The organism is Arthrobacter glycogeni (assembly GCF_054510815.1).
The window spans coordinates 56196-78987 of record NZ_JBTNDV010000003.1; the positions used below are offsets into that span (position 1 = coordinate 56196).

A 22792-nucleotide genomic window follows, 5' to 3' on the forward strand; every position below is an offset into this window, starting at 1 on the left:
GGCAGAGGTTGCCCCGCTGCGGCAGCAGTGAAAAGCTTAAAGCATGACCAACTCTGAAGACTTCGACGTAATCGTGATCGGTGCCGGCGCTGTCGGCGAAAATGTGGCGGATCGCGTGGTGCAGGCGGGGCTGTCGGCAGCGCTGATAGAAGCGGAATTGGTGGGTGGAGAATGCTCGTACTGGGCCTGCATGCCGTCCAAAGCCCTCCTCCGCCCGGGCACCGCCCTGAAAGCAGCAACAACAGTTGCCGGCGCACGGGAGGCGGCCACGGGCTCGCTTGATGTCGAGCAGGTATTGGAGCGGCGCAACCAATTCACTTCCAACTGGGACGATGCTTCGCAAGCCGACTGGGTCAGCGAGAGCGGGATCACCCTCGTCCGTGGAACGGCCCGGCTCACGGGTGAGCGTTCGGTTGAGGTGACCCGCGACGACGGCGTGACTTCCCTCCGGGCGCGGATTGCCGTTGTCCTTGCCACCGGCTCCTCCCCCATAATCCCCCCGATTGATGGCCTGGACGCCGTCGACTTTTGGGGCACACGGGAAGCAACCTCGGCAGCCCTCGTGCCGTCGTCGCTCGCGGTTCTGGGCGGCGGTGTTGCGGGCGCCGAACTGGCGCAGGCCTTCGCCCGCCTGGGCGCAAAGGTGACCATCATCGCCCGGGGCGGCCTTCTCTCCAACTACCCCAAACCCGCGGGGGAGCTGGTGCGGAAGGGCTTGGAGAACGACGGCGTCGAGGTCCTGACCGACACAGCCACCGAATCGGTGCGGCAGTCGGGTGATGGCACGGTAACGGTTTCCCTTGACGGTGGCGCCACGGTAACCGCGGAAAAGCTCCTGGTCTCCACCGGGCGTCGTCCTGCCCTTGCTGACCTGGGACTGGAAAAGTTCGACCTTGACCCCACGAAGCTGGTCATCGACCCGTCGGGCCGGGTGCAGGGCGCCGGCTGGCTCTACGCGGTCGGTGACGCGGCGGGCAAGGTCCTACTCACGCACCAAGGGAAATATGAAGCCCGAATCACCGGTTCGGCGATCGCGGCGCGCGCGGCCGGGACCCTCGGGAACACGGTCCAGGACTGGAGCGCCTACGCGGCCACCGCCGACCAATACGCCGTCCCGCAGGTAGTTTTCACCGACCCCGAGATCGCCATGACCGGCAGAACCCTGAAGCAGGGGCAGGACGCGGGCCTCAACGTCAGCGAAACGTCACTGGAGATCGCTGTGGCCGGGTCGGCACTACATTCCGACGGATATCAGGGGTGGGCACAGATGGTGGTCGATGAGGACCGGAAGGTCCTCATCGGCATGACCTTCGCTGGCCCGGACGTCGCTGAACTCCTGCACGCCGCGACCATCGCGATTGCCGGGGAAGTTCCCCTGGACCGGTTGTGGCATGCGGTACCCGCCTACCCGACCATCAGCGAGGTCTGGTTGCGGCTCCTCGAACAGTACGGCCTTTAGGCTCGCTGCACCACGAAGTCCGTCATCACGGCGTCGCGCCCGTCCAGTTCCGCCCAGCGCCGATCGTGCTGCAGAACTGACAGGCCCGACGTCGGGTAGTGGGTTGCCATATCCATCACCGCACCCTCGTCGGAGTCCACCGAGGCCAGGCGCATCGCCAACTCCTGGACTCCGGGCATGTGAGTGATCACGAGGAGGCTGGTGACCGTTTCCGGAACGCGATTGACCAGCGACAGGATGGTCGTTGCGGGGGCCGAGTACAGCCGCTCTTCAAGTTTGGGGGTTGGAGCCTTGTCCCCTAGTTCATAGCAGATCCAGGTACAGGTCTGGCGGGTCCGGAGGGCGGAGGAGCAGAGAATGAGGTCCGGAACGGCGTCGTTCTCCACCATCCACTGGCCAGGTAGCGGAGCGTCCCGGTGTCCGCGGGTACTCAAGGGGCGCTCGAAATCCTCGACGTTGCGGGGCCACTCGGATTTGGCGTGACGCAGCAACATGAGCCGTTTGAGGTGGTGGGATGCCATGGCCGAAGTCTATGGGGTTTTTCCTGCAGGATGGTCACGCTGCGGGGCCAACAGAAAGAGCGGTTTCCCGGCTCTCGCCCCGGGAAACCGCCCCGATCTGTGGGTCAGCGGTCGGTGTTCCGCTTCGGTCGATGCCACCCAGACTGGCAGAGGCGGAGGCGGCGAGGTTCGTTGGGGAGTCCCTCAGCCGCCTCCGGCTCTATGCTTCAGTGCTAATGTCCGCACCGACCTGGGAGTTTCTTCCCTGCAATCAACCTATGCTGCGAACCCCCAACAACCACTACGCAGGTACTACCCGACTTTGAGTAATTGGTACGTAGTTACTACTCGTCTTGCAGACCATGACTACTTGGTTCGCTTTCGGATGTCCTTGCGCGAAGGCAATCCCAGCTTCGTAAGAATACTTTCCACGTGACCATCCACCGTTCTGATCGATACCCCAAGCTCTTTGGCGATCTGTTTGGCAGTCTTTCCGGCTGCGATGTCCGCGGCTATAGTCGTCTCGCGCGGGGTGAGTCTGGTGGCCTGCCGGAGCGCTGCCAGTTGTGGGTGGAGGCGTTGCAGTTCAGGATCAAGTAGCGCCAACAGCTTCGACGCGCTGCGGACCACCTTGCCCTTCGACCCCGGAGTCTGGGTCAGCAGCACCCCGAGGCACACTGGAACCAGTAACTCCTGACCGCGATCAAGGCACAGCTCGGCGGCCGCAACCAGGTCGGCGGCGCTCCCCCCGGCGAGCGCGGACAGCACCGCCTGTAGGCCCTGCGCGCGCGGGTCGGCGAGCCCGGCAGTCTGTGCGATGGCGACGTCGATGGCCCCAGCCACACCGGCCTGCACCTCAAGCACACTGAGTTCAGCACGGATCTGGGGATTCGCTGCCTCAGGCGTCACCGTGGTCGGCTGACGCGTCGATGACCCGGCCGAATCGCCCACTACAGCCATATAGGCTTCGGCAAGCATCCTGCGTTCGGGCGGCCCCAGGTGGGTGAGCCGGCGGTACTCCGCCACGTAGTTTCCCAGACGCGCGTCGCCAATGAGCCAGGAGGTGTATGCGGCAAGCGCAGTGGCGAGCGGCCTGAACCGCTTGATGTCCCGTTCACGGAGGACAACAACTGCTGTCCCGAAGTGGGTCAGCGCGCTCAGCGGCCGGCCGCGACGCAATGCTGTCAGGCCCTCGATCAGCTCCCAGAAACCAATGAACCGTTTGACCCAGGGCGCCCTACCGTCCGCGACCTTGGCTTGCAGGGCTGCCAGGTCCTCCCAATAGCCGCCTCCGGCCAGGAGGAGCATCAGCCGGACCAGGATGTATCCGCCGTAGTTGCGCAGCGGCTCATGAATAAGGACGAGGTCAAGGGCCAGCCCCAGTTCTTCGGCCGCAGCCGAAAGATCTCCGCGACGGTACTGGAGTTCACCAGCAACGAGGTGCCAGCAGACTGCCTCCCTGGTCTCATTCGGCACGCCGACCACCTCCACGACAGGCCGTTCGGGGACGGTCCCAGCTGCAAGTTGTTGCAGCTCACGACCGAGCCGGGTGATCAACGAGCTCTCGAAGGTGTCCCCGGCGGGGTCGACCTCAGCCCGCCGTCGGACCGCTTGGGTGAGCGCTGACGCACCCATCCCGGTGGCGAGATTGATCTGAAACGTGAAGTGGACTACCGAGGTCATGATCTCCGGTTCCAGGTCGCTGAGGACTAGGCGTCGGAGTCGGGGCAGCGCAAGGTCAGTTCGCCCGTCATAGAACTCGGCGCGGGCCCGCTGCAGTTCGGCGGCCGCGGCCAGACCGGCCGGGTCCGTTGCGACGTCGGACGGCAGCAGGTGCAGCAGAAAGTCGGCGGTGTCCGGCTGGTCGAGACGATTGGCCATGGCGGCAGCCGTGAGCACTTCGGTGTCATCGACTGCGACGCCCACTGACAGCCTCCACATCACCCGGAGAATAATGCCCGGCGTGTTGGTGAGATCCGTGAGGTGCTCGTGGACGTTGTCCCAGAGCCGACGCGACCGGAAGGGCTCAACCCGCTGCCTGATGGCGGCCCCCAGGATTGGTGGCGCGGCGCGCAGCCAGATCTGACCAGCGTCCTCCGCATGGGACAGGGCGCCCTCCAGCAGCAGGGCGTTGATAGGCTCCGCACCCCACAGTTCGACTGCCACGTCGACGGGTATCTGGTGGGCGAGCGCAACGGTCAGGAGGACGTCAGTCTCCTCGGGCCCATAGTCGGCGATCAGGCTGAAGATCCGTTCAGCAATCCGATCGGTCAGGCGCAGCTCGCGCGGCAGAATCCAGACGCCGTCGCGCAGGTGGATCAGATCCTCCAAATCCCTGTCCCGTGTCACCAATTCCAGCAAGACTGGGCTTCCGCCGATCGCGTCGCGCACCAGGATGCTGGACAGCATCGGGAGCGTCGCGCCGAGGATGGAGGCGAAGTACCCCTTGATGTCCGCGGGCCCCAGCACTGGGATCATGACTTCCTCGATGAAACCGTCTGCCAGGGAGAGTTCAAGGTCCAGCGGAAGCTGGCTCCGGGGGCCACAACGGATCAGCAATCCGATGGTGGGGGATTCGGCGAGGCGCGTCAGTACGGCGATGCTCGCCGTATCAAGGTGTTCGGGACCACGCACCACCACCACGCAACTCTTTCCCTCCGAGAGGCGCTGGATGCGGTCACGCACCGCGGAGAGCACCTCCATCTCGGAGCTGAAGTCGATGTCCGGCGAATCCTGGAGGAGCGGGGCCAGCGGGGCATAAGCCAGACCCGCGAATGACTCGGTTCCCTGCACACCGACCGTGTAAAACGGATCCGCCGACGCCAGCATGCGCGCGAGCAGGAAGTCTCCGCCGAAGACCGTTGACGTGGTGAGGAGCAGGCCCCCGGAGCGGGACGTTACCAGTTCCTGTCCCGCGGCATCAAGAACTTCGTCAAGGGCGCTTCGTTGGCGCTCACCGTCGGGGGACGAGGTGTTCATACCCCGCCCGATTCGGTGGCGTCGTCGGACGGCTGGAGCGTCCGACGTAACTGCTCGCGGGTTGAGACACCTAACTTCCGGTACGCGTTCTGCACATGACGCTCGGCGGTCCGCGGAGAGATGCCCAGCGCTGCGGCGATCTCGGAGTTCTTACTGCTGGACATGGCTAGGTCAACCACCTGACGTTCACGCCGGGTCAGCATCTCCGTATCCGCCGGCATCTCCGGCCGCGCCTCGGAGCCGGGCACCAACTCCTGGGCGGCGCGCTGGATCTCCGGCTGCCTGATCCGCCCCGCCGTGCGTGATGCCAGGGTCGCCGCAACCGTCGACAGCCCAGTGTTTCCTTGCCTGGCCGCACCCTGCGCTGCCCGCACCAGCGTGGCAGGCTCCCCAGTCAACAGTCCGTCGGCCAGCAGGCCAAGCTGGCGGGCGAGCGCGCCCGTCGTCGACCTGGCACACCGATCAAGGCGCTTGAGGTCCAGCTCATTAAAGTCATCGCCCGAGCTGGGATCGGTGTCGCCCTCACCCTGCAGCAGCACCAGGGAACCGAGCGCGAACAACTGCAACCCAAACAGGCCGGTAAGCCGCCGGTCGCCCGCCAATTCCTTGAACTGGGTGACCATGTGATCAACCGTGTCGTAAACAGTGAACAGGTCGGCGCACCGTTCAAGGAACCATCCGAACAGGTCGGCGGAGCTCGCCGTGCTCTGCTCGCCGCCGACGACGCCGGCCCGCGGCTCCCGGGCGATCAGCCGGGGATACAACAGGGTCGACTGCTCACCAAACAGCAAGCGGCCCGGTCGGCGCAGTATGTTCTGCGTGAGAAGGTCGCTGAGAACCCGCCATTCACCGTTAAGGAACAGCACCCGGTAGAGGGCCGTCTCCCCGATTTCCCGCACGACGGCGGACCGCACGGTTCCAGCGACCAGCCCGTATTCGATGGTCAGGAGGCGGGCGCGTGCCGAATCGCCGCAGGCCGCGTAGGCCTCCGCGGCGAGCATGGTGACCAGGTAGCGGGACTCTAAACTCACGGGGAGAGTGATGGTGCGATACAGCTCGAGCATTGCGCGGTAGTTCCCGGTCCGCCGATGGGCCAGTAGTTGCGCCACCGCGTCCCCCGCCACGTCCTCCGCCGCAGCCCCCCGGGAAGCGAAGACCGACCGCACCAGCCGGCTCAGCGCCGCTTCATCCGCGGCCGGTGCGGTGGGCGCCTCTGACGCCCGGGTCTGACGGGTCAGCACGCGCTGCCCCTCCTCGACCTGCCCCAGGAACCAATGAGCCTCCGCCCGCATGCGGACCGACAGCCCGGTTCGCCTCTTCACAGCGGAAACCAGGTCGAGGGCGATGCGCGGCGAATAGGCGCGTAAAGCGTCGTCGGCGGCGGCGAGCAGGGCCGAGTCTTTGACCTCGATGCCGCGTTGGAGTGCCCACACGATGTTGGCGCCGGGCGGCCGCGCTCCGCGTTGCGACATTCCGGGTTCAACGATGGTCGCCCATACTTCACGGCTTCTGGCGTTGCCCAGCGTCTGACGCAGAATGTGGGCCAGGCCCTTGCTGTGCAGCCAGTAGGTGTTCCCCCCGTCGCGGGCCTCCACCATCCCTTCGCGCTGCAGACGCTCCAGGGCCTGCATGTCGCAATGGCGTGCCAGCACATCAATGTGGACGGAGCCAGCGGCGGCTAGCACCTCAAGTGCGGCCCGCTCGTCGGCATTAAGTCGTGAATACAGGACTGCCAGCCCGCTGCGGAGGGAACCACTGGTGAAGGGCTCGGCATAGTGGGCGGTGGTCCGCCACAGTCCGTCCACGTGAGCAATGTTGCCGTTCTCCCGAGCGTGGGCGGCGAGCATCGTCAGGATTCGCCCGTTGCCTCGGGAATGCGCGTGAAGTGAGTTGGCAACTGAAGTGGAGACCTCTCCGCCCAGGAATCGTTCGATGACAGCTCTGCCCTCTTCGACAGACAACGCGGTGAGGGTGAGTGGTTCCATTGCCCCGCTGTTCACTGCAGCTCTGATCTCAGGGCTGTCGTCGACCCGGTTGCAGGAAACCAGCAACGTGACCGAAGGCAGGTCCAGCACCATGGTGCATAGGGCTCTGGTCTGCGGATCGAGGAAATCGAAGTTGTCGATAAGGAGAATCACCGGGCGGTCCGCAGCAAGCTCATGAAGCCGGGCGGAAAGCAGCGCGAAGACGGTCGCTGGGTGGGGGACTCCCCCGGTACCGAACCCGACGAGATCTCCTAATGCCAGATAGGCGGTTTGGCTACCCCTGGGCGTCCCTCGGAGGCGGACGATGTTCCTGTCGGGCTCTAGCGCCCGCGCTGCCACCCTGAGTGATTCAGTCTTTCCGGACCCAAACTGGCCCTCGACCACCACTGACACCCCACGCCTGAGCAGCTCCTCCAGTTGTGTCATCAACTGGCCTCGGGTTCTGTCACTAGTCATACCTGTCCCCAATGTGGCGAGTGCTCGAATGGGAAACTGGCAACTACTACCGCTTCGTTACATATTAACCCCAACACCCGCCGGGGCGCAGGGAGTAGTGAAATCGTCCGCTTCTACAGCCACTGGTCACCCGGCACATCTGATAGGGGGGGAAGACTGACATCCAACAGTCACCCCGATGACGGGATGGCCAAATGCCAGCAACTACTACTGGCGTTTCGCCCACTACACCGAGGCTGGCCCTTTACCCGTCGAATGCAGCCGGTCGAGGCCGATTAGATGGAGTATTCCGGTGCCGCCCAGACAATCACTTCGGGGTGCTCGTAGAACCGGTAGCCCTGTCCCCTGACCGTCCTGACGGTGTTAGCTAAGCGACCGAGCTTTGAGCGCAGCCGACGGATGTGGACGTCGATGGTGCGTTCGTTGGGCACCTCTTCGGCGTCGCGCCACAGTCCGCTGAGGAGTTCCTCCCGACCAACAGTGCGGCTCGCATTTTCGACCAGGTAGTTCAGGAGTTCAAACTCCTTGAACGTGAGGTTCAGGGTGTCGCCGTCGAGGTGAACTTCCCGGCGGGACAGGTCAATGAGAACGCCGGTCGGGCGCGGTGCGGCGGGCAGCGCTGATTGCGCCGGAGCACGGCGTGTGACTGTCGGATCGCCGAGGGCCCGGCGGACGACATCGATATCGCTTCCCGTCGCGTCGGCCGGCGCCAGCGCTACGGCGGCGTGGCTCTGAGCCTGAGGAACAAGTGACCGAACATGGGCCCTGACATCCTGCGCTAATTTGGTCAGCGTTGTGCCGCTATTCGCAGCGGTCTCCTCATCCAGGGCGACGTAAAGAACGAATCCCCGCGCGGTGGTGTCTCCTGAGACTGACTGCGGGCCCGGAACGCCGTTGGGTGTGACCACGGGCGTTGGCGCCGTGTCGGGGTGGCCGTTATCCACGGCGCCGGGCACTGCCTGAAGGGGTCGGTACCGTGACGGCGGCTGGTCCTGTGCCGGGACTTCGCCGTAAGGGACGAAGGATGGGCTCGGTTGGTAGGACCGGCCCTGGGAGTTAGCGCGGGTCTGCGCGCTACGGAGGGAAATGTGGACGTATCCAGATGCTACTGACATGTGTGGCTTGCCTCTACGTGGATGGCCGTCATCACGGCACGAATGCGGGGGTATGCCCGGTCGGGATGGCTTCATGGAGCCCGCCGTTGGGCTAAAGGGGCGTACGGGTCTGGGTATGCCGTTACGCGTGCATTCGACACCAGTGCATTCCACGGGCAGGCTGCGTGCCTGCTGCGGAAGCTGCGACTGGAGATGCCGATGAGTGGGTAAACACATTACAAATTATTGCACGTCACATTCCTTTACGCACAAGTAACAATGCTGCGCGAGGCGATGCGAGGGCCAAATGACTGCTGGACAGATCGTCCTCGGCGGTCGCTAAGCAGGCTTCGAATGTGCCGGTTTGTCTACCTAATATGTTCTGTCGTCACCATTCGTCTAGTGGTACCACGCAGATCGAGCACCAGCCATCGCGAACCTCGGTCCGGTGAGGAAATTAGACATCGGGGAGCGACATACCCCTCACTCAGGCCGAGGTTGACCCCCGCAGTCCGGGTTGCTCACCGGAAGGGGCCAGAAGCGGGGCGACTAGCCGACCACGCCGTACAAGCGATCGCCGGCGTCGCCAAGACCGGGCACAATATAGGCGTTTTCGTTCAGTTTCTCGTCGATTGACGCAAGCACGATGGTCACGTTGGCGTCCTCGAGCTCGGCCTGCAGTGCCGCGAGGCCCTCCGGGGCGGCCAGAAGGCAGATGCAGGTGACGTCGGCCGCTCCGCGCTTGAACAGGAACTTGATCGCCTCGCGCAGGGTTCCACCGGTGGCAAGCATCGGGTCGAGAACGAAGATCTGGCGGCCCGTCAAGTCATCAGGGAGCCGTTCGGCGTAGGTAATCGCCTCGAGGGTTTCTTCGTTGCGGGCCATGCCCAGGAAGCCCACCTCGGCAGTGGGGACCAATCGGGTCATGCCCTCCAGCATGCCCAGGCCAGCCCGGAGGATCGGGACCACCAGCGGCGTGGGCTTGACGAGCCCGGTCCCGATCGTGGTGGTGACCGGCGTTTCGATCTCGACCGGTTCCACCCGGACATTGCGGGTCGCCTCGTAGGCAAGCAACGTGACCAATTCCTCGGTCAACTGCCGGAACACCGGCGATGCAGTGTTCTTATCCCGCAGGACGGTGAGTTTGTGAGCCACAAGGGGATGATCTACAACCAGTACGCGCATAGCTCAAAAGTATCATTGGGGGCATGCCGCCAAACCCCCCGCCCACCGACCCGCTCCATTCCGAGTGGATGGCCCTGGCACTGGAAGCCGCCCGCCGGGCACTGGCGACTGCGGATGTGCCGATCGGCGCCGTCGTCGTCGGTCCGACAGGCGAAATCCTGGGCACCGGGTGGAACGAGCGGGAGGCAACCGGCGATCCCACCGCTCACGCGGAGGTGCTGGCGCTCCGGCGGGCCGCCGCGGCAGTCGGCGGCTGGCGGCTGGAGGGCTGCACCCTCGTCGTCACGCTCGAGCCGTGCGCCATGTGCGCTGGCGCGTCGGTGCTGGCCCGCATTCCGCGGGTGGTGTTCGGTGCCTGGGATGCCAAGGCGGGCGCCGCGGGCTCGGTGTTCGACATCCTGCGGGAACGGCGGCTCAATCACTGGACCGAGGTCATTCCCGGGGTGCGGGGCGACGAATGTGCCGACCTGCTACGGGCCTTCTTCGCGTCGCAACGTCCCACCCGGTAAGGCAGCACGAGGCGAACCGGCGCAGCAGCTGGGAAGTTTCGCTAGGCGCTGAGCCGGTATCGTTCGCGGCAAGTAGTGCGTAGGCTGACTAAATCCGGTAGAGCCGCATAGTTTGAAGGAGTAGTCGATGACCTCGCAGCAGGACGGCATGAAAGAATTGAACAAGGTGCTGAAGGACGCTGACATTGCGATCCTCACCACCATCAACGGCGAAGGCCAGCTGGTCAGCCGCCCGCTGGCGGTGCAGAAGGCCGAGTTCGACGGCGATCTGTGGTTCTTCACTGATGACCCCTCTCCCAAGGCAGACGAGATCCGCGCGAACCCTCAGGTGAACGTGTCGATCAGCAGCGGCAAGGGTTACGTCTCGATCGCCGGCACCGCATCCCTCACCAAGGATCCGGCCAAGATCAACGAACTGTGGAGCGCTTCGGTGGAGCCCTGGTTCGAGAATGGCAAGGAGGATCCGTCGGTCGCCTTGATTAAGGTCGACGCGGACACCGCCGAGTACTGGACGCTCGACTCCCCGAAGATCGTCTCAGCGTTCAAGATCGCCAAGGGCCTCGTCACCGGCGAGCGCGCCGATCCGGGCAAGAACGACGTCGTTGAGCTCTAGCGTTTTGGGCCTTGGGCCCGCCAGCCGGTAAAGTAATCGCGTTGGTGACGTGTCCGAGCGGCCGAAGGTGCAACACTCGAAATGTTGTTTGGTGAAAGCCAACGTGGGTTCAAATCCCACCGTCACCGCGCTAGTTACGAGTCACGACATGCACTACAGGTGAGTCGCGACATCGAAAACACCCCCAGCTTCGGCTGGGGGTGTTTTTTTGCCTTGATGAATAGTCGTGGTGAAGTCGGCCATTGTAGCGGAGGGCGACTGGTCTGATCATGCCGCCCTTCGGAGTGCAACTGCTCTCTGTCCATCGAACGGAGACGAGGCGACAGACGCCTACTCGCGACAAGCTCTACTTAGTCAATCGCGCAACTACTTCGCTGGGGATTCGCCCGACAGCTCGCATGGGAGCCTCAGCCGATGGTGATTCTCCCTTCCGCATCTCTGGACCGATGCCGCCTACCCTACTTTCCGGATGAGGAAAGGCCCCTTGGCGGTGGAAGGATCAGCAACCGACCCGGCTTGAATCATCTGGACCCGACCGGAATCAACCAGCCGCCGGGCCGCCCGACGCGCTGGCTCCTCCAGGTGACGCCAGTCGCCGCCGCCCACTCCCCCCACGGCGCGCGCCGCGTCCGACGGGCAGATGCTCGGCGCTGCAGCCAGGAGGGAAAGGATTGCCGCTTCCAATGCCTGATCGGTAGGACTCACTCCGCGGCGGCGACAAGCGTCCGAGCAATAGCGCACCTTGTCCCAGTTTGCTGCCCACTTGGCGCGCCACTCCATCCGTCGCCCACAGGACGCGCAGGTCTTTTCATCCGGTGTCTGGGCTATTCCGCGCCGTCGGTGGGCCATAGCCTCATTGTCCACGAGCCGCAGGCACATCCTTATAGGCTTGCCCCTGTGGCATTGAGGATCCTGGCAGTCGGCAAAAAGCATGAAGCGTGGGTCAGCGACGGCATCACGCGCTACGAGAAGCGCCTCAAGAAGCCCTTCGACCTGGCCTGGCAGCTCATTCCCCACTCAGCGAGGGAGAACGACGCCGCCCGCCGGGAAGAATCCGAGCGGCTGCTCGCCAAACTCATCACCAACGACTTCGTGATCCTCCTCGATGAGCGCGGTAAAGCCCTCGACTCCCCCGGCCTGGCCCGCACCCTTCAGCAGCCCATCGACAGCGCCCGCACGGTGATCCTGATCATCGGCGGCGCCTACGGCGTTGACCCGTCCGTCCACGCCCGCGCCAACCTGGTTTGGTCACTCTCGCCCCTCGTTTTTCCTCACCAGCTGGTCCGGTTGATCCTCGCCGAACAGCTGTACCGGGCCCAGGAGATCGCGGCGGGGCGTCCGTATCACCACGAGTAGCGCGTTTTCACCAAGCCGACCACCCCACGACGTCGAATACTCTTAGGTAGGGCGGGTAGCCCTTCAGTCGCAGTACGAGCGGGCAATGACGTGATGCAGGGAGGACCATGAGCGGCGCACCGGCTTCTCTCCGCCTGGTCCGGTCTTCTGCGACGTCAGCGGTCGTCCTCGCCCTTGCTGCCGGGGCACACATTATTGGTGGGGGAAACCTCCCAGCCCCGTTGATCGTTGCCGCGCTGGGGTCGGCAACGCTCTTGGCAGTCACTGTGATTGCAAAAAAGACACTATCGCTGCCCGCTCTCCTCGTTCTTCTCGGCGTCGGGCAGTGGCTACTGCATCACGCCTTCAGTCTCACGACGACGGCGGCGGCGTGCGTCGCCGCTCCGGCCCGGCACCATGCCGTGCAGGCGGTTTCCTGCCCGTCGAACAGTCTTCAGGGTCACGCTGAGACCGCCCACACCGATCTGGGGATGCTGGCGCTTCACGCGTCCGCCGTCGTCGTCACGGGATTCATGCTCCAGCGCGGCGAATCCGCCCTCCGGCGCGCAGCAGCCCGGCTGAATCCGTTACTGCGCCTGCCCGACGTCGTGGTCGTCGTCCCAGCACCACGGATCCCCTCCTTCCCGCCGGCGCCGGCGCTTCGCACCGTTCGTGCCCTGCGGGACGTACCTCCGCTGCGAGGGCCGCCGCTGGCGTTTATGCCCGGCTTCTCCCCCGCCTGACCTACTCGGGTGTGGGGACTACCTGACCCTCCCTACACCCATTTTCTGCTGCCCTGAGCGCCGCGCGCCCGGACAGTATCCTGAAAGGCATCTCCCATGAAAGCTTCAACACGCCGTACCGTCTCCGCCTCGGCACTCGCCGTCACCACCGCTGGCCTGATGGCCCTCGGGCTCGGGACCGCATCGGCCCACGTGAACGTGAGCCCGGCCAGCACCACCGCCGGCGGGTACACCCAGCTCAATTTTTCCGTGCCCAGCGAGTCGGATACGGCGCTGACCGAGAAGATTGAGATCCAGCTGCCCACCGACACCCCGTTCACCTCGGTCCGGGCGAAGCCGGTGGAAGGGTGGACCGCCGAGGTAGTCCGCGGCGAGCTTCCCGAACCCGTTGAGATCGACGGTTCCACCATCACCGAGGGTGTGCTGTCAGTGGTCTGGACCGCCGACAGTGAAGCGGCCGGATTATCGGCCGACGAATACCAGGTCTTCTCCCTCTCGGTGGGGCGGCTTCCCGAAGCCGGAACCACAGTGACGCTTCCCGCCATTCAGACGTACACGGATGGCAGCGTGTCCAGCTGGGATGAGGTAGCCGAGGAGGGCAGCGAAGAACCCGATAGCCCCGCGCCGTCCTTCGTCACCACCGCCGAGGAACCGGAAAATGAGGCTGCAGCGGAGGCTACGTCAGAACCCACAGCGGAAGCAGCAGCTGATACCGAGCCTGCCTCAGCGTCCAGCGAAGCCTCGGGAAATCAGCCGGTGATCTGGGTTGCGCTCGCCGCCGGCCTGCTGGGTCTGGGCGCGGGAGTGTTTGCCCTGTTCCGCACGCGCAGTGTCAAGTAGGCAGTCGGTAGCCTAACGTCACGATCCCTGCGTCAATCGGCAATCCCATCCCTCCGGCCGATTGACGCAGGGGCGAACACCGGCGAAGGTGAGTCCATGGGTATCCACACACGGACTTCGTCCGCAGCCGCTGTCGTCGTCGCGGCCATCAGTTCCATCGCTCTGATTGCAGGGTGCGGAACATCCAACTCCACCGATCAGGAAACGACCGCAGCGGCGGTCGAAACCACCACCTCCGCTACGCCAACCTCTGAGCCACCAACCGAGGAAGCGAGCGAGGCACCCTCGTCGGCACCCTCGTCTGCGCCAGAGTCTGAGCCCTCGTCCGCGCCAGAGACTGAGCCCTCGGCCAGCCCCAGCGCAGACGCTTCCCCGGAGGCCGAGGAGCCCGCCGAGGCTGCGACGGAAATCTGCACCGCAGCCGATCTGTCGGCCAGCGTGGAAACTCCGATGGGCGCCGGTGGCGCGGGTACTGCGGCGCGCAACCTCATCCTCGCAAATACGTCCGACACGGACTGCACCATGACCGGTTACCCGGGGGTGTCCTATGTCGACGCGTCGGGAGCGCAGGTTGGCGCCCCCGCAGACCGGGAACCCGGCGTCGAGGTCCCTGCCGTCGTCCTGGAACCGGGCCAATCGGCGATTGCAACCCTCCAACAAACCAACGCGCAGAACTATGGCGACGACTGCGTCATCACCGACACCGTGGGGGTGCTGGTCTACCCACCGGACGCCACAGACTCCCTGGTGGCAGCCCAGGAATCGTTTGGCTGCGCGGCCGAGAGCATCATCCTGATGACCGTCGGCCCCGTCGTAGCCATGTAACACAGCCCCTCAGGGGGCTTGCCTCACTGCAGGGCGGGTGCCGGGGTTTCGAGTGCGTCGTCGGGCGCCCGCCGCTGCCTCAGCAACAGGTGCCGCAGCCGGCCTGCGGCAAGCGCGAAGACCGCTGCGGTCAGCAACTGCAGGGCCAGGGTGAGCCAGCTCTGGTGCGCCACGACGGCGACGACGCCGGCCAGCACAGCGAACACTCCTGCAGTCACCATCACCCGGCCACGTTCCAGGAGCCCGTACGCCGCCAGGCCGAGCCCCAGGACAATCCAGCCGCCGAGCCCACGGAGGACGGCAATGGAGCCGCCCAGCAGGGCCGCCAACTCCAGGACGACGGCGAGCACCAGATAGGTGCCGGAGTTGGCGTTGATTGCCGGCGGGTTGCGGACCAGCCACGGGGCCGCCAGCAGGATGAGCAGCAGGGTTGCGATAACGAAGTAGGCTGCGACGGCACCCGTGTTGTCGCCGGCGATCGGGCCCGCCGCGGCGCCGCCGACAAAGAGGACAGACACCCCTGTCAGCGGAAACCAGTTGTTGCCTACCTGGCCACTCATGGGTGAGCCTTTCCTGCTGAAGCGGGCGCGTTCTACCCTGAAAGCTACCCCTGAATCACCGCTGATGCGGGAGCCCGGCCCGCTGCGTCGCAAAATGTCAGCCGCTTGGGAGATGATGAATCGGTGACGTCGGCGCTGGATAAGTTCACTCCCGCAACCCATCAGTGGTTCGCCGGAGCATTTGCCGCGCCTACGTCCGCGCAGGAAGGGGCCTGGAATGCCATCTCTGCGGGCTCAAACGCGCTGGTCATTGCCCCCACCGGTTCCGGCAAGACCCTTGCGGCGTTCCTCTGGGCGCTGGACAAGTTCATCGCCTCCGGCGCCGCCGAGGCTGAGACTGTTGCCAAGGAGAAGCCGACGGCCAAGGGGACGCCCGCGAAGAAACGTGGCACCCGGGTCCTGTACATTTCGCCGCTGAAGGCGCTCGGCGTCGACGTCGAACGCAACCTGCGCGCACCAATGATCGGCATCACCCAGACGGCGAAACGGTTGGGCCTTCCGGCGCCGGTCATCACCGTGGGGGTACGCTCAGGCGACACCTCGCAGGCGGACCGACGTGCCCTGTTGACCCGGCCACCGGACATTCTCATCACCACACCCGAGTCGTTGTTCCTCATGTTGACCTCCAGGGCGAGGGAGACGCTGACCGACGTCGATACGGTCATCGTCGATGAGGTCCACGCGGTCGCTGGCTCCAAACGTGGGGCACACCTCGCGGTGTCGCTGGCCCGGCTCGACGCACTGCTGGACAAACCTGTGCAGCGCATCGGGCTTTCCGCCACCGTTGAACCGCAGGAGACCGTCGCCCGTTTCCTGGGCGGCAACGCACCGGTGGAGATCGTGGCACCCCCGTCGAAGAAGCAGTGGGACCTGACCGTCACTGTCCCGGTCGAGGATATGACCGAGCTCGGCGGGCCGCCGACGCAGCACACCGGAGACGACGACGCGTACGGCGCCGACGCCGTGCCGCAGGGCAGCATCTGGCCGCACGTCGAAGAGAAGATCGTCGACCTGATTCAGGCCAACCGCTCCACGATCGTGTTCGCCAATTCGCGCCGGCTGGCGGAACGCCTCACCGCCCGCCTCAACGAGATCCACGCCGACCGGCTGGAAGCCGCCGCAGCACGGGCATCACCCGCGGACGAATCGGACGGCACCGGTCAGCCTGCCCCGCCCACACCCCCTGCCCAACAGATGGGACAGTCGGGTCAGGCCGAAGGCGCTGAACCGCTGCTGGCGCGAGCCCACCACGGGTCCGTGTCCAAGGACCAGCGCGCGCTGATCGAGGATGACCTCAAATCCGGGCGGCTGCGCTGTGTCGTAGCGACGTCGTCGCTGGAACTCGGCATCGACATGGGCGCCGTCGACCTGGTGGTCCAGGTGGAATCGCCCTATTCGGTGGCCAGTGGGCTGCAGCGGGTGGGCCGGGCCGGGCACCAGGTGGGTGAGGTGTCCCAGGGGGTGCTTTTCCCCAAACACCGCGGCGACCTGGTGAACACTGCAGTCACCGTCGAGCGAATGCTGGCCGGAAAGATCGAACCGCTCTACATTCCCGCCAACCCGCTGGACATCCTGGCGCAACAGACGGTCGCTGCGGCGGCCCTGGGCACGATCGATGTTGAGGAATGGTTCGACGTCGTCCGCCGGTCGGCACCGTTCGCCACCCTGCCGCGCTCCGCGTTCGACGCGACCCTCGACCTCCTGGCGGGACGCTACCCCTCCGACGAGTTCGCTGAACTACGGCCGCGGATCATCTGGGACCGGGTGGAAGGCACCATCACCGGGCGTCCCGGCGCCCAACGTCTCGCCGTCACCTCCGGCGGCACCATCCCCGACCGGGGGCTCTTCGGCGTGTTCCTGGTGGGCTCGGCTGAACCCGGTACCGGCGGCAAACAGGGCGGGCGCCGGGTCGGTGAACTCGACGAGGAAATGGTCTACGAGTCGCGCGTGGGCGACGTGTTCGCCCTGGGTGCCACCAGTTGGCGGATTGAGGAAATCACCCACGACCGGGTCCTGGTATCCCCGGCGTTCGGGCAGCCCGGCAGGTTGCCGTTCTGGAAGGGCGATTCCCTGGGCCGGCCGGTGGAACTGGGCCGCGCGATCGGCGCGTTTGTCCGGGAGACATCTACCGCCGCCCCTGACGAAGCGCAGGCTCGATGCAAGGCGATCGGGCTCGACGACTGGGCGGCGGGAAACCTGCTGACCTACCTCGCCGAACAGCGGGCGGCCACCGAAATTGTCCCCAATGATCGCACCCTGGTGGTCGAGCGGTTCCACGACGAGCTCGGCGACTGGCGGGTGATCCTGCACAGCCCGTTCGGCATGCCGGTGCACGCTCCGTGGGCACTCGCCGTCGGGGCCCGCCTTGAGCAGCGGTACGGCATGGACGGCTCGGCGATGGCCTCCGACGACGGCATTGTGCTGCGGGTGCCGCTGATGGATGACGAACCGCCCGGGGCTGACCTGTTCCTGTTCGACGCCGAGGAACTCGACGGTATTGTCACCACCGAGGTGGGCGGCTCGGCGCTGTTCGCCTCACGGTTCCGCGAGTGCGCTGCGCGCGCCCTCCTGCTGCCCCGCCAGAATCCCGGTAAGCGCTCCCCGCTCTGGCAGCAACGCCAACGCTCCGCGCAACTGCTCGACGTCGCCCGCAAATACCCGACGTTCCCGATCGTGCTCGAAACCGTCCGCGAATGCCTTCAGGACGTCTACGACCTGCCCGCCCTGAAGGACATCGCCGCCAGCATCGAGCGCCGGGAACTGCGGATCGTCGAGACGACAACTTCGCAGCCGTCACCGTTTGCCCGCTCCATGCTGTTCGGCTATGTGGCCTCCTTCCTCTATGAGGGCGATTCGCCGCTCGCCGAACGACGCGCCGCGGCGCTCGCCCTGGACCCGACTCTCCTCAACGAACTGCTGGGGCGCGCGGAGTTGCGCGAACTGCTGGATCCGCAGGTCATCGCCACCACCGAAAACGAGCTGCAGCGACTCGCACCGGACCGGACCGTGCGCGGCCTCGAAGGTGTCGCAGACCTGCTGCGCCTCCTTGGCCCGCTCACCACCCAGGAGGTGGCTGACCGGTTCCAGACCGCAGAGGAGTCCGGCGGCACGCCCACCGCCGAACACGTGGGGCCGCTCCTCACCCAGCTCGCCCAGGCCAACCGGGCGCTGCAGGTCTTCATTGCCGGCGAGGAACGTTGGTCTGCTGTCGAGGATGCCGCCCGGTTGCGCGACGCGCTGGGCGTGCCGCTCCCGATGGGCATCCCGCTGGCCTTCATCGAGCCCGTAGCGGATCCCCTGGGCGACCTGGTGGGCCGCTACGCCCGCACCCACGGCCCGTTCACCGCCGCCGAAACCGCACAGCGGCTCGGCCTCGGGGTTGCTGTGGTGCTGACCGCCCTGCAACGGCTGGCCGCCGACGGCCGGGTGGTCGAGGGTGAATTCCGCCCCGTCGCGTCCCTCCCCGAAAACACTGCCGGAACCACCGGCCACACCGCGGCGCCCAGCGAATGGTGCGACGTCGAGGTGCTGCGCAGGCTACGCCGCCGATCCCTGGCCGCGCTGCGGCAGGAAGTGGAACCGGTGGACCCCGCGGCGTACGGCAGGTTCCTGCCGTCCTGGCAGCACGTCGGGTCGGGCCTGCGCGGACTGGACGGGGTGGCGACCGTGGTGGACCAGCTGTCAGGGGTGCCCATTCCGGCGTCGGCCTGGGAACCTCTCATCCTCGGCTCCCGGATAGCGAACTACACGCCGGCAATGCTCGACGAGCTCACAGCCACCGGGGAGGTGGTGTGGTCGGGGGCCGGCTCCCTGCCGGGCAATGACGGGTGGATCGCCCTGCACCTGGCCGAAAACGCACCGCTGACCCTACGACCGGACCCCGTGTTCGAACCGTCGGCCCTGCAACTGAATCTTCTGGACCTGCTGGGCCGGGGGGGCGCGTACTTCTTCAGGCAGCTCGCCGAATCGCTGGATTCTGCGGCGCCACGCAACGACACGGAGGTGGTCAACGCCCTGTGGGAACTGGTGTGGGCCGGCAGGATCAGCAATGACACGTTCACGCCGGTGCGCAGCCTGCTCGCCGGCGGCAAGACGGCCCACAAGCAGCGCGCCGCGCCGCCGCGGGCCCGGTCGTCGCGGGTCGGCCGGCTGGGGCGCGCACCCGGTGCGTCCCTGACCGGGTCCTCCCTCCGCGCTTCGGGGAACGACGACGGCGTCCGCGGCTACCAGCGCAGCACCCCGCCCATGGCCGCGGGCCGGTGGACCGTGCTGCCTCCGGTCGAGGCGGAAACCACGATCCACGCCCACGCCACCGCAGAACTACTGCTGGACCGTTACGGAGTGGTCACCCGCGGGTCGGTGGGCAGCGAAGGCACCCCCGGTGGCTTTGGCCTGCAGTACAAGGTGCTGGCCCGCCTTGAGGAGATGGGCCGGTGCCGGCGCGGCTACTTCATCGAACATCTCGGCGCTGCCCAGTTCGCTGTCCCCGCCACGGTTGATCGGCTGCGCTCCTTCAGCGCCGACGCCCAGCAGGAGCGCCGGCCCGGCGAGGACCCCGACGTCGTGCGTTCCTCGATTGCCCTCGCCGCAACCGACCCGGCGAACCCCTACGGCGCTGCGCTGGCGTGGCCCACGTCCGACGGCGGACACCGCCCGGGCCGGAAAGCTGGGGCACTGGTGATCCTGCAGGACGGCAAACTGGCCCTCTATGTGGAGCGTGGCGGCAAAACAATGCTGGCCTTCACCGAGGATTCGGCGGCCCTGCACGCGGCAGCCGGGGCGCTGGTCGCAGTGATCCGCCGGGGCGCGGCGGAGAAAATGGCCATCGAGAAGGTCAACGGCGAACCGGTCCTGGACTCCGAGGTAGGACGCGCGCTGACCGCTGCCGGGTTCTATTCCACCCCGCGGGGGCTGAGAATCCGTGCCTGAGGGAGATACCGTCTGGCGGGCGGCCCGCGAACTGAACGCTGCCCTGGCCGGCCGGACGCTGACCCGCTGCGATATCCGGGTGCCCCGGTTCGCCACCGTCGACTTCACGGGCCAGACGGTGCAGAACGTGGTCGCCCGCGGAAAGCACCTGCTGATCCGGGTGGGCGGCGACGACGGGTTCACCATCCATTCGCACCTGAAAATGGAAGGGCTATGGCATATTTACGCCAAGGGTGCGAAATGGCGCCGTCCGGCGTTCAAGGCACGCTGCATTCTTGAGACCGCCGAGTCCACCGCGGTGGGATTCGAACTGGGTTTCCTGAAAGTCCTCCCCCAATCCGCCGAGGACGAGGCGGTGGGCTATCTGGGTCCCGATCTCCTGGGACCGGACTGGAACCCCGACGAGGTGCTGCGCCGATTGCGGTCCCAGCCGGACCGGCCGATCGGGCTGGCACTGCTGGACCAGCGGAACCTTGCGGGGATCGGAAACGTGTATCGATGTGAGTTGTGTTTCCTCGCCGGGGTGCACCCGCTGACCCCGGTGGCCAAGGTCCGTGACCTGCCGCGCATGGTGGCTTTGGCCAAAAAACTCCTTGAGGCAAACAAGGCTCGGTCCACGCGTGCCACCACCGGCAACCTGAGGGGCGACACCCTGTGGGTCTACGGCCGGGAGCACCGCGGCTGCCTGCGATGCGGTACAAAGGTCACGCTCGAACAGCTCGGGACCAACGAACTCGAACTGCGGGACCTGTACTACTGTCCGTATTGTCAGCCAGACAGTCCGGCGGCAACCGCATGAGCACTTCCGCCACCATCCGAGAGGACCTATGAGCTGGGCAGCGACCCTCCCCGCGTTTGTTGTCGCCCTGGCTGTGGTCTTCGGCCCCGGTCTGGCCTGGGGCGCTGCGCTGGGGCTGCGGCGACTCACGCTGCTGGCGCTGGCAGGGCCATTCAGCATCACGGCGGTGGTGGTGTCCGCTGAGGTTGCCGCCGCCGCGGGGGTCGACTGGTCACTACTGCCGGTGGTGGCCGTCACCCTGGTGGTGACGGCCCTGTTGTGGTTGCTGCGTCGCAGCGCCGGGCACCTGATTCACGGCCCCGCAGGCGGGGCCGAACCGCCAGCCCGGACCAGGACTGTTCTGATCGCGTGGGCGGTTGCTGCGGTGCCGGTGGCAGCGTGGATGTTCTGGATGTTCGGGGCACCCGAGAACATCGCCCAGTCCCACGACAACATTTTCCATCTGAACGCGCTGCGCTACATCACCGAGACCTCCAACTCTTCGTCGCTGACCCTCGGGTATCTCGGAACCAGGGAGGGGACGTTCTACCCGGCCGGCTGGCACGCCGTCGTTTCCCTGGTCATCGCCACCTCAGGCATTCCCCTCGCCGCGGCCATCAACGTGGCCAACCTGGTGCTGATCACCGGGATCTGGAGCGTCGGCTGCCTCTTCCTGGTCAGCCGGATGACCGGCGAGCGCGCCCTACCCCTCCTGGTCGCCGGTGTCCTCTCCACCGCCTACAGCTCCTTCCCCTACCTGCTGCTCGAATTCGGCGTGGTGTACCCGTTCATGCTGTCCATCGCCATCCTGCCCGCCGCCCTCGGGCTGGTCCTTCAGCTGGTAGGTGCCGGCTCTGAGGTGCCGCTGAGACGCTTTGGGAGCCTGGTGCTCCTGGCGGGTCTCCTGCCCGGCCTGATGCTGGCCCACCCGTCGTCCCTGCTGGGGCTCCTGGCTTTGTCGGCGCCGGCGGTCCTCACGGTGGCGTATCGGACCGCCCGCACCAGTGGCGGTCGGCGACGGCTGGCGGCCGTCGCCGGCGCCGTCGCGTTTGTGGTCCTGTCGGCTGCGTTATGGATGACTGTTCGTCCCGCCCGAAGCAGCTCAGATAACTGGGCGCAGGCGGGTGACGCCGCCGGAGCAATTCCTGAGGTCCTGCTGCATGGCCCCCTCGGCCGGCCGGTGGCCCTGCTGGCGATGATACTCACCGCGGTCGGTGCCGCCGTCGTCCTGTATCTGCGCAGCCACCGCTGGGTGATTGTCATGTATCTGGTGGCGGGGGCGTTGTTTGTTCTCGGCAGTTGGCAGGAGGAGCCGACTGTGCGGTGGATCGTCGCGGGGGCCTGGTACAACGACTATTTCAGGATCAGCGCCATGCTCGCCCCGGCAGGACTCCTGGTGGCCAGTATCGGCGGCGTGGCGCTGGCCAGTTCCGCCGTCCAAGGGCTTCAACGCGCGCGTGCGGCCGGCGGCACACCCGAACCGGGCTGGTTCCTGCCGGCGGTTGCAGCGGCTCTCGTGGTGATCGGCCTGGCCGTGGCACCGCTGTTCGCCGTGCAGCGCGGGGTGAGTGAGGCTGCCTTCCACTACCGATACACCGACGACTCGCGACTGCTCACCGTGGACGAGCTAACGCTCCTCCAGCGGCTACCCGACCGTGTCCCCGCCGACGCGGTGATTGCGGGCCAGCCCCTGACTGGGGCCTCCCTCTCGTACGCCTTTGCTGGACGGGAATCGCTCCTACCTGCCGGAACCAGTCCTGTGACCCCGGAGGCCAAGCTCATTTTCGACGAGTTGGACAGGATGCGGCAGAACCCGGCGGTCTGCGCCGCCGTCCGGAGCACCAACACGGCGTTCGTCCTGGATTTCGGGACCGCTTCGGTCCACGGTGGTAGTGCGCCAATCTTCTCCGGCCTCAGCGATCTCTCCCCCGGGGCGGGCTTTGAGCTGGCGGACCGGGAAGGCAGCGCGTCCCTGTACAGGATTGTCGGCTGCAGCTAGCCA

At 66.1% G+C, this 22792-nt stretch carries 17 protein-coding genes, 1 tRNA gene and 1 pseudogene; 11 read left to right on the top strand and 8 right to left on the bottom strand.

Annotation, left to right across the window (positions count from 1 at the left end; translation table 11 throughout):
• Positions 1-43 precede the first annotated feature (43 nt).
• Positions 44-1459 carry a dihydrolipoyl dehydrogenase family protein gene (locus tag ACX80G_RS04095; protein ID WP_459305807.1) on the top strand — a complete coding sequence of 472 codons (1416 nt, stop codon included), beginning with the start codon at positions 44-46 and terminating at the stop codon, positions 1457-1459.
• On the opposite strand, the gene ACX80G_RS04100 is transcribed toward ACX80G_RS04095, so the two are convergent.
• From ACX80G_RS04100 to upp, 5 genes are all read right to left on the bottom strand, one after another.
• Positions 1456-1980, bottom strand: a complete 525-nt coding sequence (locus ACX80G_RS04100) for a SixA phosphatase family protein (RefSeq protein WP_459305809.1) — start codon at positions 1978-1980, stop codon at positions 1456-1458. The genes ACX80G_RS04095 and ACX80G_RS04100 overlap by 4 nt on opposite strands.
• A gap of 345 nt (positions 1981-2325) precedes the next feature.
• The gene (locus ACX80G_RS04105; RefSeq protein ID WP_459305811.1) at positions 2326-4938 is read right to left on the bottom strand and encodes a helix-turn-helix transcriptional regulator; all 2613 of its coding nucleotides are present in this window, start codon (positions 4936-4938) and stop codon (positions 2326-2328) included.
• Positions 4935-7349 (bottom strand): helix-turn-helix transcriptional regulator, encoded by a 2415-nt coding sequence (locus ACX80G_RS04110; protein WP_459305812.1) that lies wholly within the window; start codon positions 7347-7349, stop codon positions 4935-4937. Before ACX80G_RS04110 ends, ACX80G_RS04105 begins: the two co-directional genes overlap by 4 nt.
• A 305-nt stretch (positions 7350-7654) precedes the next feature.
• Complete coding sequence (locus ACX80G_RS04115) at positions 7655-8494, bottom strand: winged helix-turn-helix domain-containing protein (protein ID WP_459305814.1); 840 nt, start codon at positions 8492-8494, stop codon at positions 7655-7657.
• A gap of 528 nt (positions 8495-9022) precedes the next feature.
• Positions 9023-9658, bottom strand: a complete 636-nt coding sequence (gene upp / locus ACX80G_RS04120) for a uracil phosphoribosyltransferase (RefSeq protein ID WP_459305816.1) — start codon at positions 9656-9658, stop codon at positions 9023-9025.
• A 23-nt stretch (positions 9659-9681) separates the two neighbouring features.
• Here upp and tadA point away from each other — a divergent pair, with 23 nt between their 5' ends.
• The 3 genes from tadA (at position 9682) to ACX80G_RS04135 (ending at position 10908) form a co-directional block, all read left to right on the top strand.
• Complete coding sequence (tadA, locus tag ACX80G_RS04125; RefSeq protein WP_459305817.1) at positions 9682-10167, top strand: tRNA adenosine(34) deaminase TadA; 486 nt, start codon at positions 9682-9684, stop codon at positions 10165-10167.
• Positions 10168-10294: 127 nt separating this feature from the next.
• Positions 10295-10780: a pyridoxamine 5'-phosphate oxidase family protein gene (locus ACX80G_RS04130; protein ID WP_459305818.1), complete on the top strand. Its 486-nt coding sequence runs from the start codon at positions 10295-10297 to the stop codon at positions 10778-10780.
• A gap of 43 nt (positions 10781-10823) precedes the next feature.
• A tRNA-Ser gene (locus tag ACX80G_RS04135) sits at positions 10824-10908 on the top strand.
• A gap of 325 nt (positions 10909-11233) precedes the next feature.
• On the opposite strand, the gene ACX80G_RS04140 is transcribed toward ACX80G_RS04135, so the two are convergent.
• Together ACX80G_RS04140 and ACX80G_RS04145 are read right to left on the bottom strand one after the other, a co-directional pair.
• Positions 11234-11485, bottom strand: coding sequence for a DUF3253 domain-containing protein (locus ACX80G_RS04140; RefSeq protein WP_459306214.1), 252 nt, complete (start codon positions 11483-11485; stop codon positions 11234-11236).
• A 15-nt stretch (positions 11486-11500) separates the two neighbouring features.
• Positions 11501-11713, bottom strand: a pseudogene (locus ACX80G_RS04145) (DUF2256 domain-containing protein); the annotation flags it as partial.
• Between ACX80G_RS04145 and rlmH the strand changes: the two are divergent.
• The 4 genes from rlmH to ACX80G_RS04165 all read left to right on the top strand — a co-directional run bounded on the left by rlmH (position 11678) and on the right by ACX80G_RS04165 (position 14523).
• Complete coding sequence (gene rlmH / locus ACX80G_RS04150; RefSeq protein ID WP_459305820.1) at positions 11678-12136, top strand: 23S rRNA (pseudouridine(1915)-N(3))-methyltransferase RlmH; 459 nt, start codon at positions 11678-11680, stop codon at positions 12134-12136. The pseudogene ACX80G_RS04145 and the gene rlmH overlap by 36 nt on opposite strands.
• Before the next feature lie 107 nt (positions 12137-12243).
• Positions 12244-12858 (top strand): hypothetical protein, encoded by a 615-nt coding sequence (locus tag ACX80G_RS04155; RefSeq protein WP_459305822.1) that lies wholly within the window; start codon positions 12244-12246, stop codon positions 12856-12858.
• 96 nt (positions 12859-12954) lie between these two features.
• Entirely contained in the window at positions 12955-13698 is a 744-nt protein-coding gene (locus tag ACX80G_RS04160) for a YcnI family copper-binding membrane protein (RefSeq protein ID WP_459305823.1), read from the top strand.
• Positions 13699-13794: 96 nt separating this feature from the next.
• Positions 13795-14523: a DUF4232 domain-containing protein gene (locus tag ACX80G_RS04165; protein ID WP_459305824.1), complete on the top strand. Its 729-nt coding sequence runs from the start codon at positions 13795-13797 to the stop codon at positions 14521-14523.
• Positions 14524-14546: 23 nt separating this feature from the next.
• On the opposite strand, the gene ACX80G_RS04170 is transcribed toward ACX80G_RS04165, so the two are convergent.
• Positions 14547-15083 carry a hypothetical protein gene (locus ACX80G_RS04170; RefSeq protein ID WP_459305825.1) on the bottom strand — a complete coding sequence of 179 codons (537 nt, stop codon included), beginning with the start codon at positions 15081-15083 and terminating at the stop codon, positions 14547-14549.
• A gap of 105 nt (positions 15084-15188) precedes the next feature.
• Between ACX80G_RS04170 and ACX80G_RS04175 the strand changes: the two genes are divergently transcribed.
• The 3 genes from ACX80G_RS04175 to ACX80G_RS04185 are packed head-to-tail and all read left to right on the top strand — an operon-like array spanning position 15189 to position 22789.
• Positions 15189-20012, top strand: a complete 4824-nt coding sequence (locus tag ACX80G_RS04175) for an ATP-dependent helicase (RefSeq protein ID WP_459305826.1) — start codon at positions 15189-15191, stop codon at positions 20010-20012.
• Positions 20005-20811, top strand: a complete 807-nt coding sequence (locus ACX80G_RS04180) for an Fpg/Nei family DNA glycosylase (protein WP_459305828.1) — start codon at positions 20005-20007, stop codon at positions 20809-20811. Before ACX80G_RS04175 ends, ACX80G_RS04180 begins: the two co-directional genes overlap by 8 nt.
• A 28-nt stretch (positions 20812-20839) precedes the next feature.
• The gene (locus ACX80G_RS04185; protein WP_459305830.1) at positions 20840-22789 is read left to right on the top strand and encodes a DUF6541 family protein; all 1950 of its coding nucleotides are present in this window, start codon (positions 20840-20842) and stop codon (positions 22787-22789) included.
• The last annotated feature ends 3 nt before the right edge of the window (positions 22790-22792 follow it).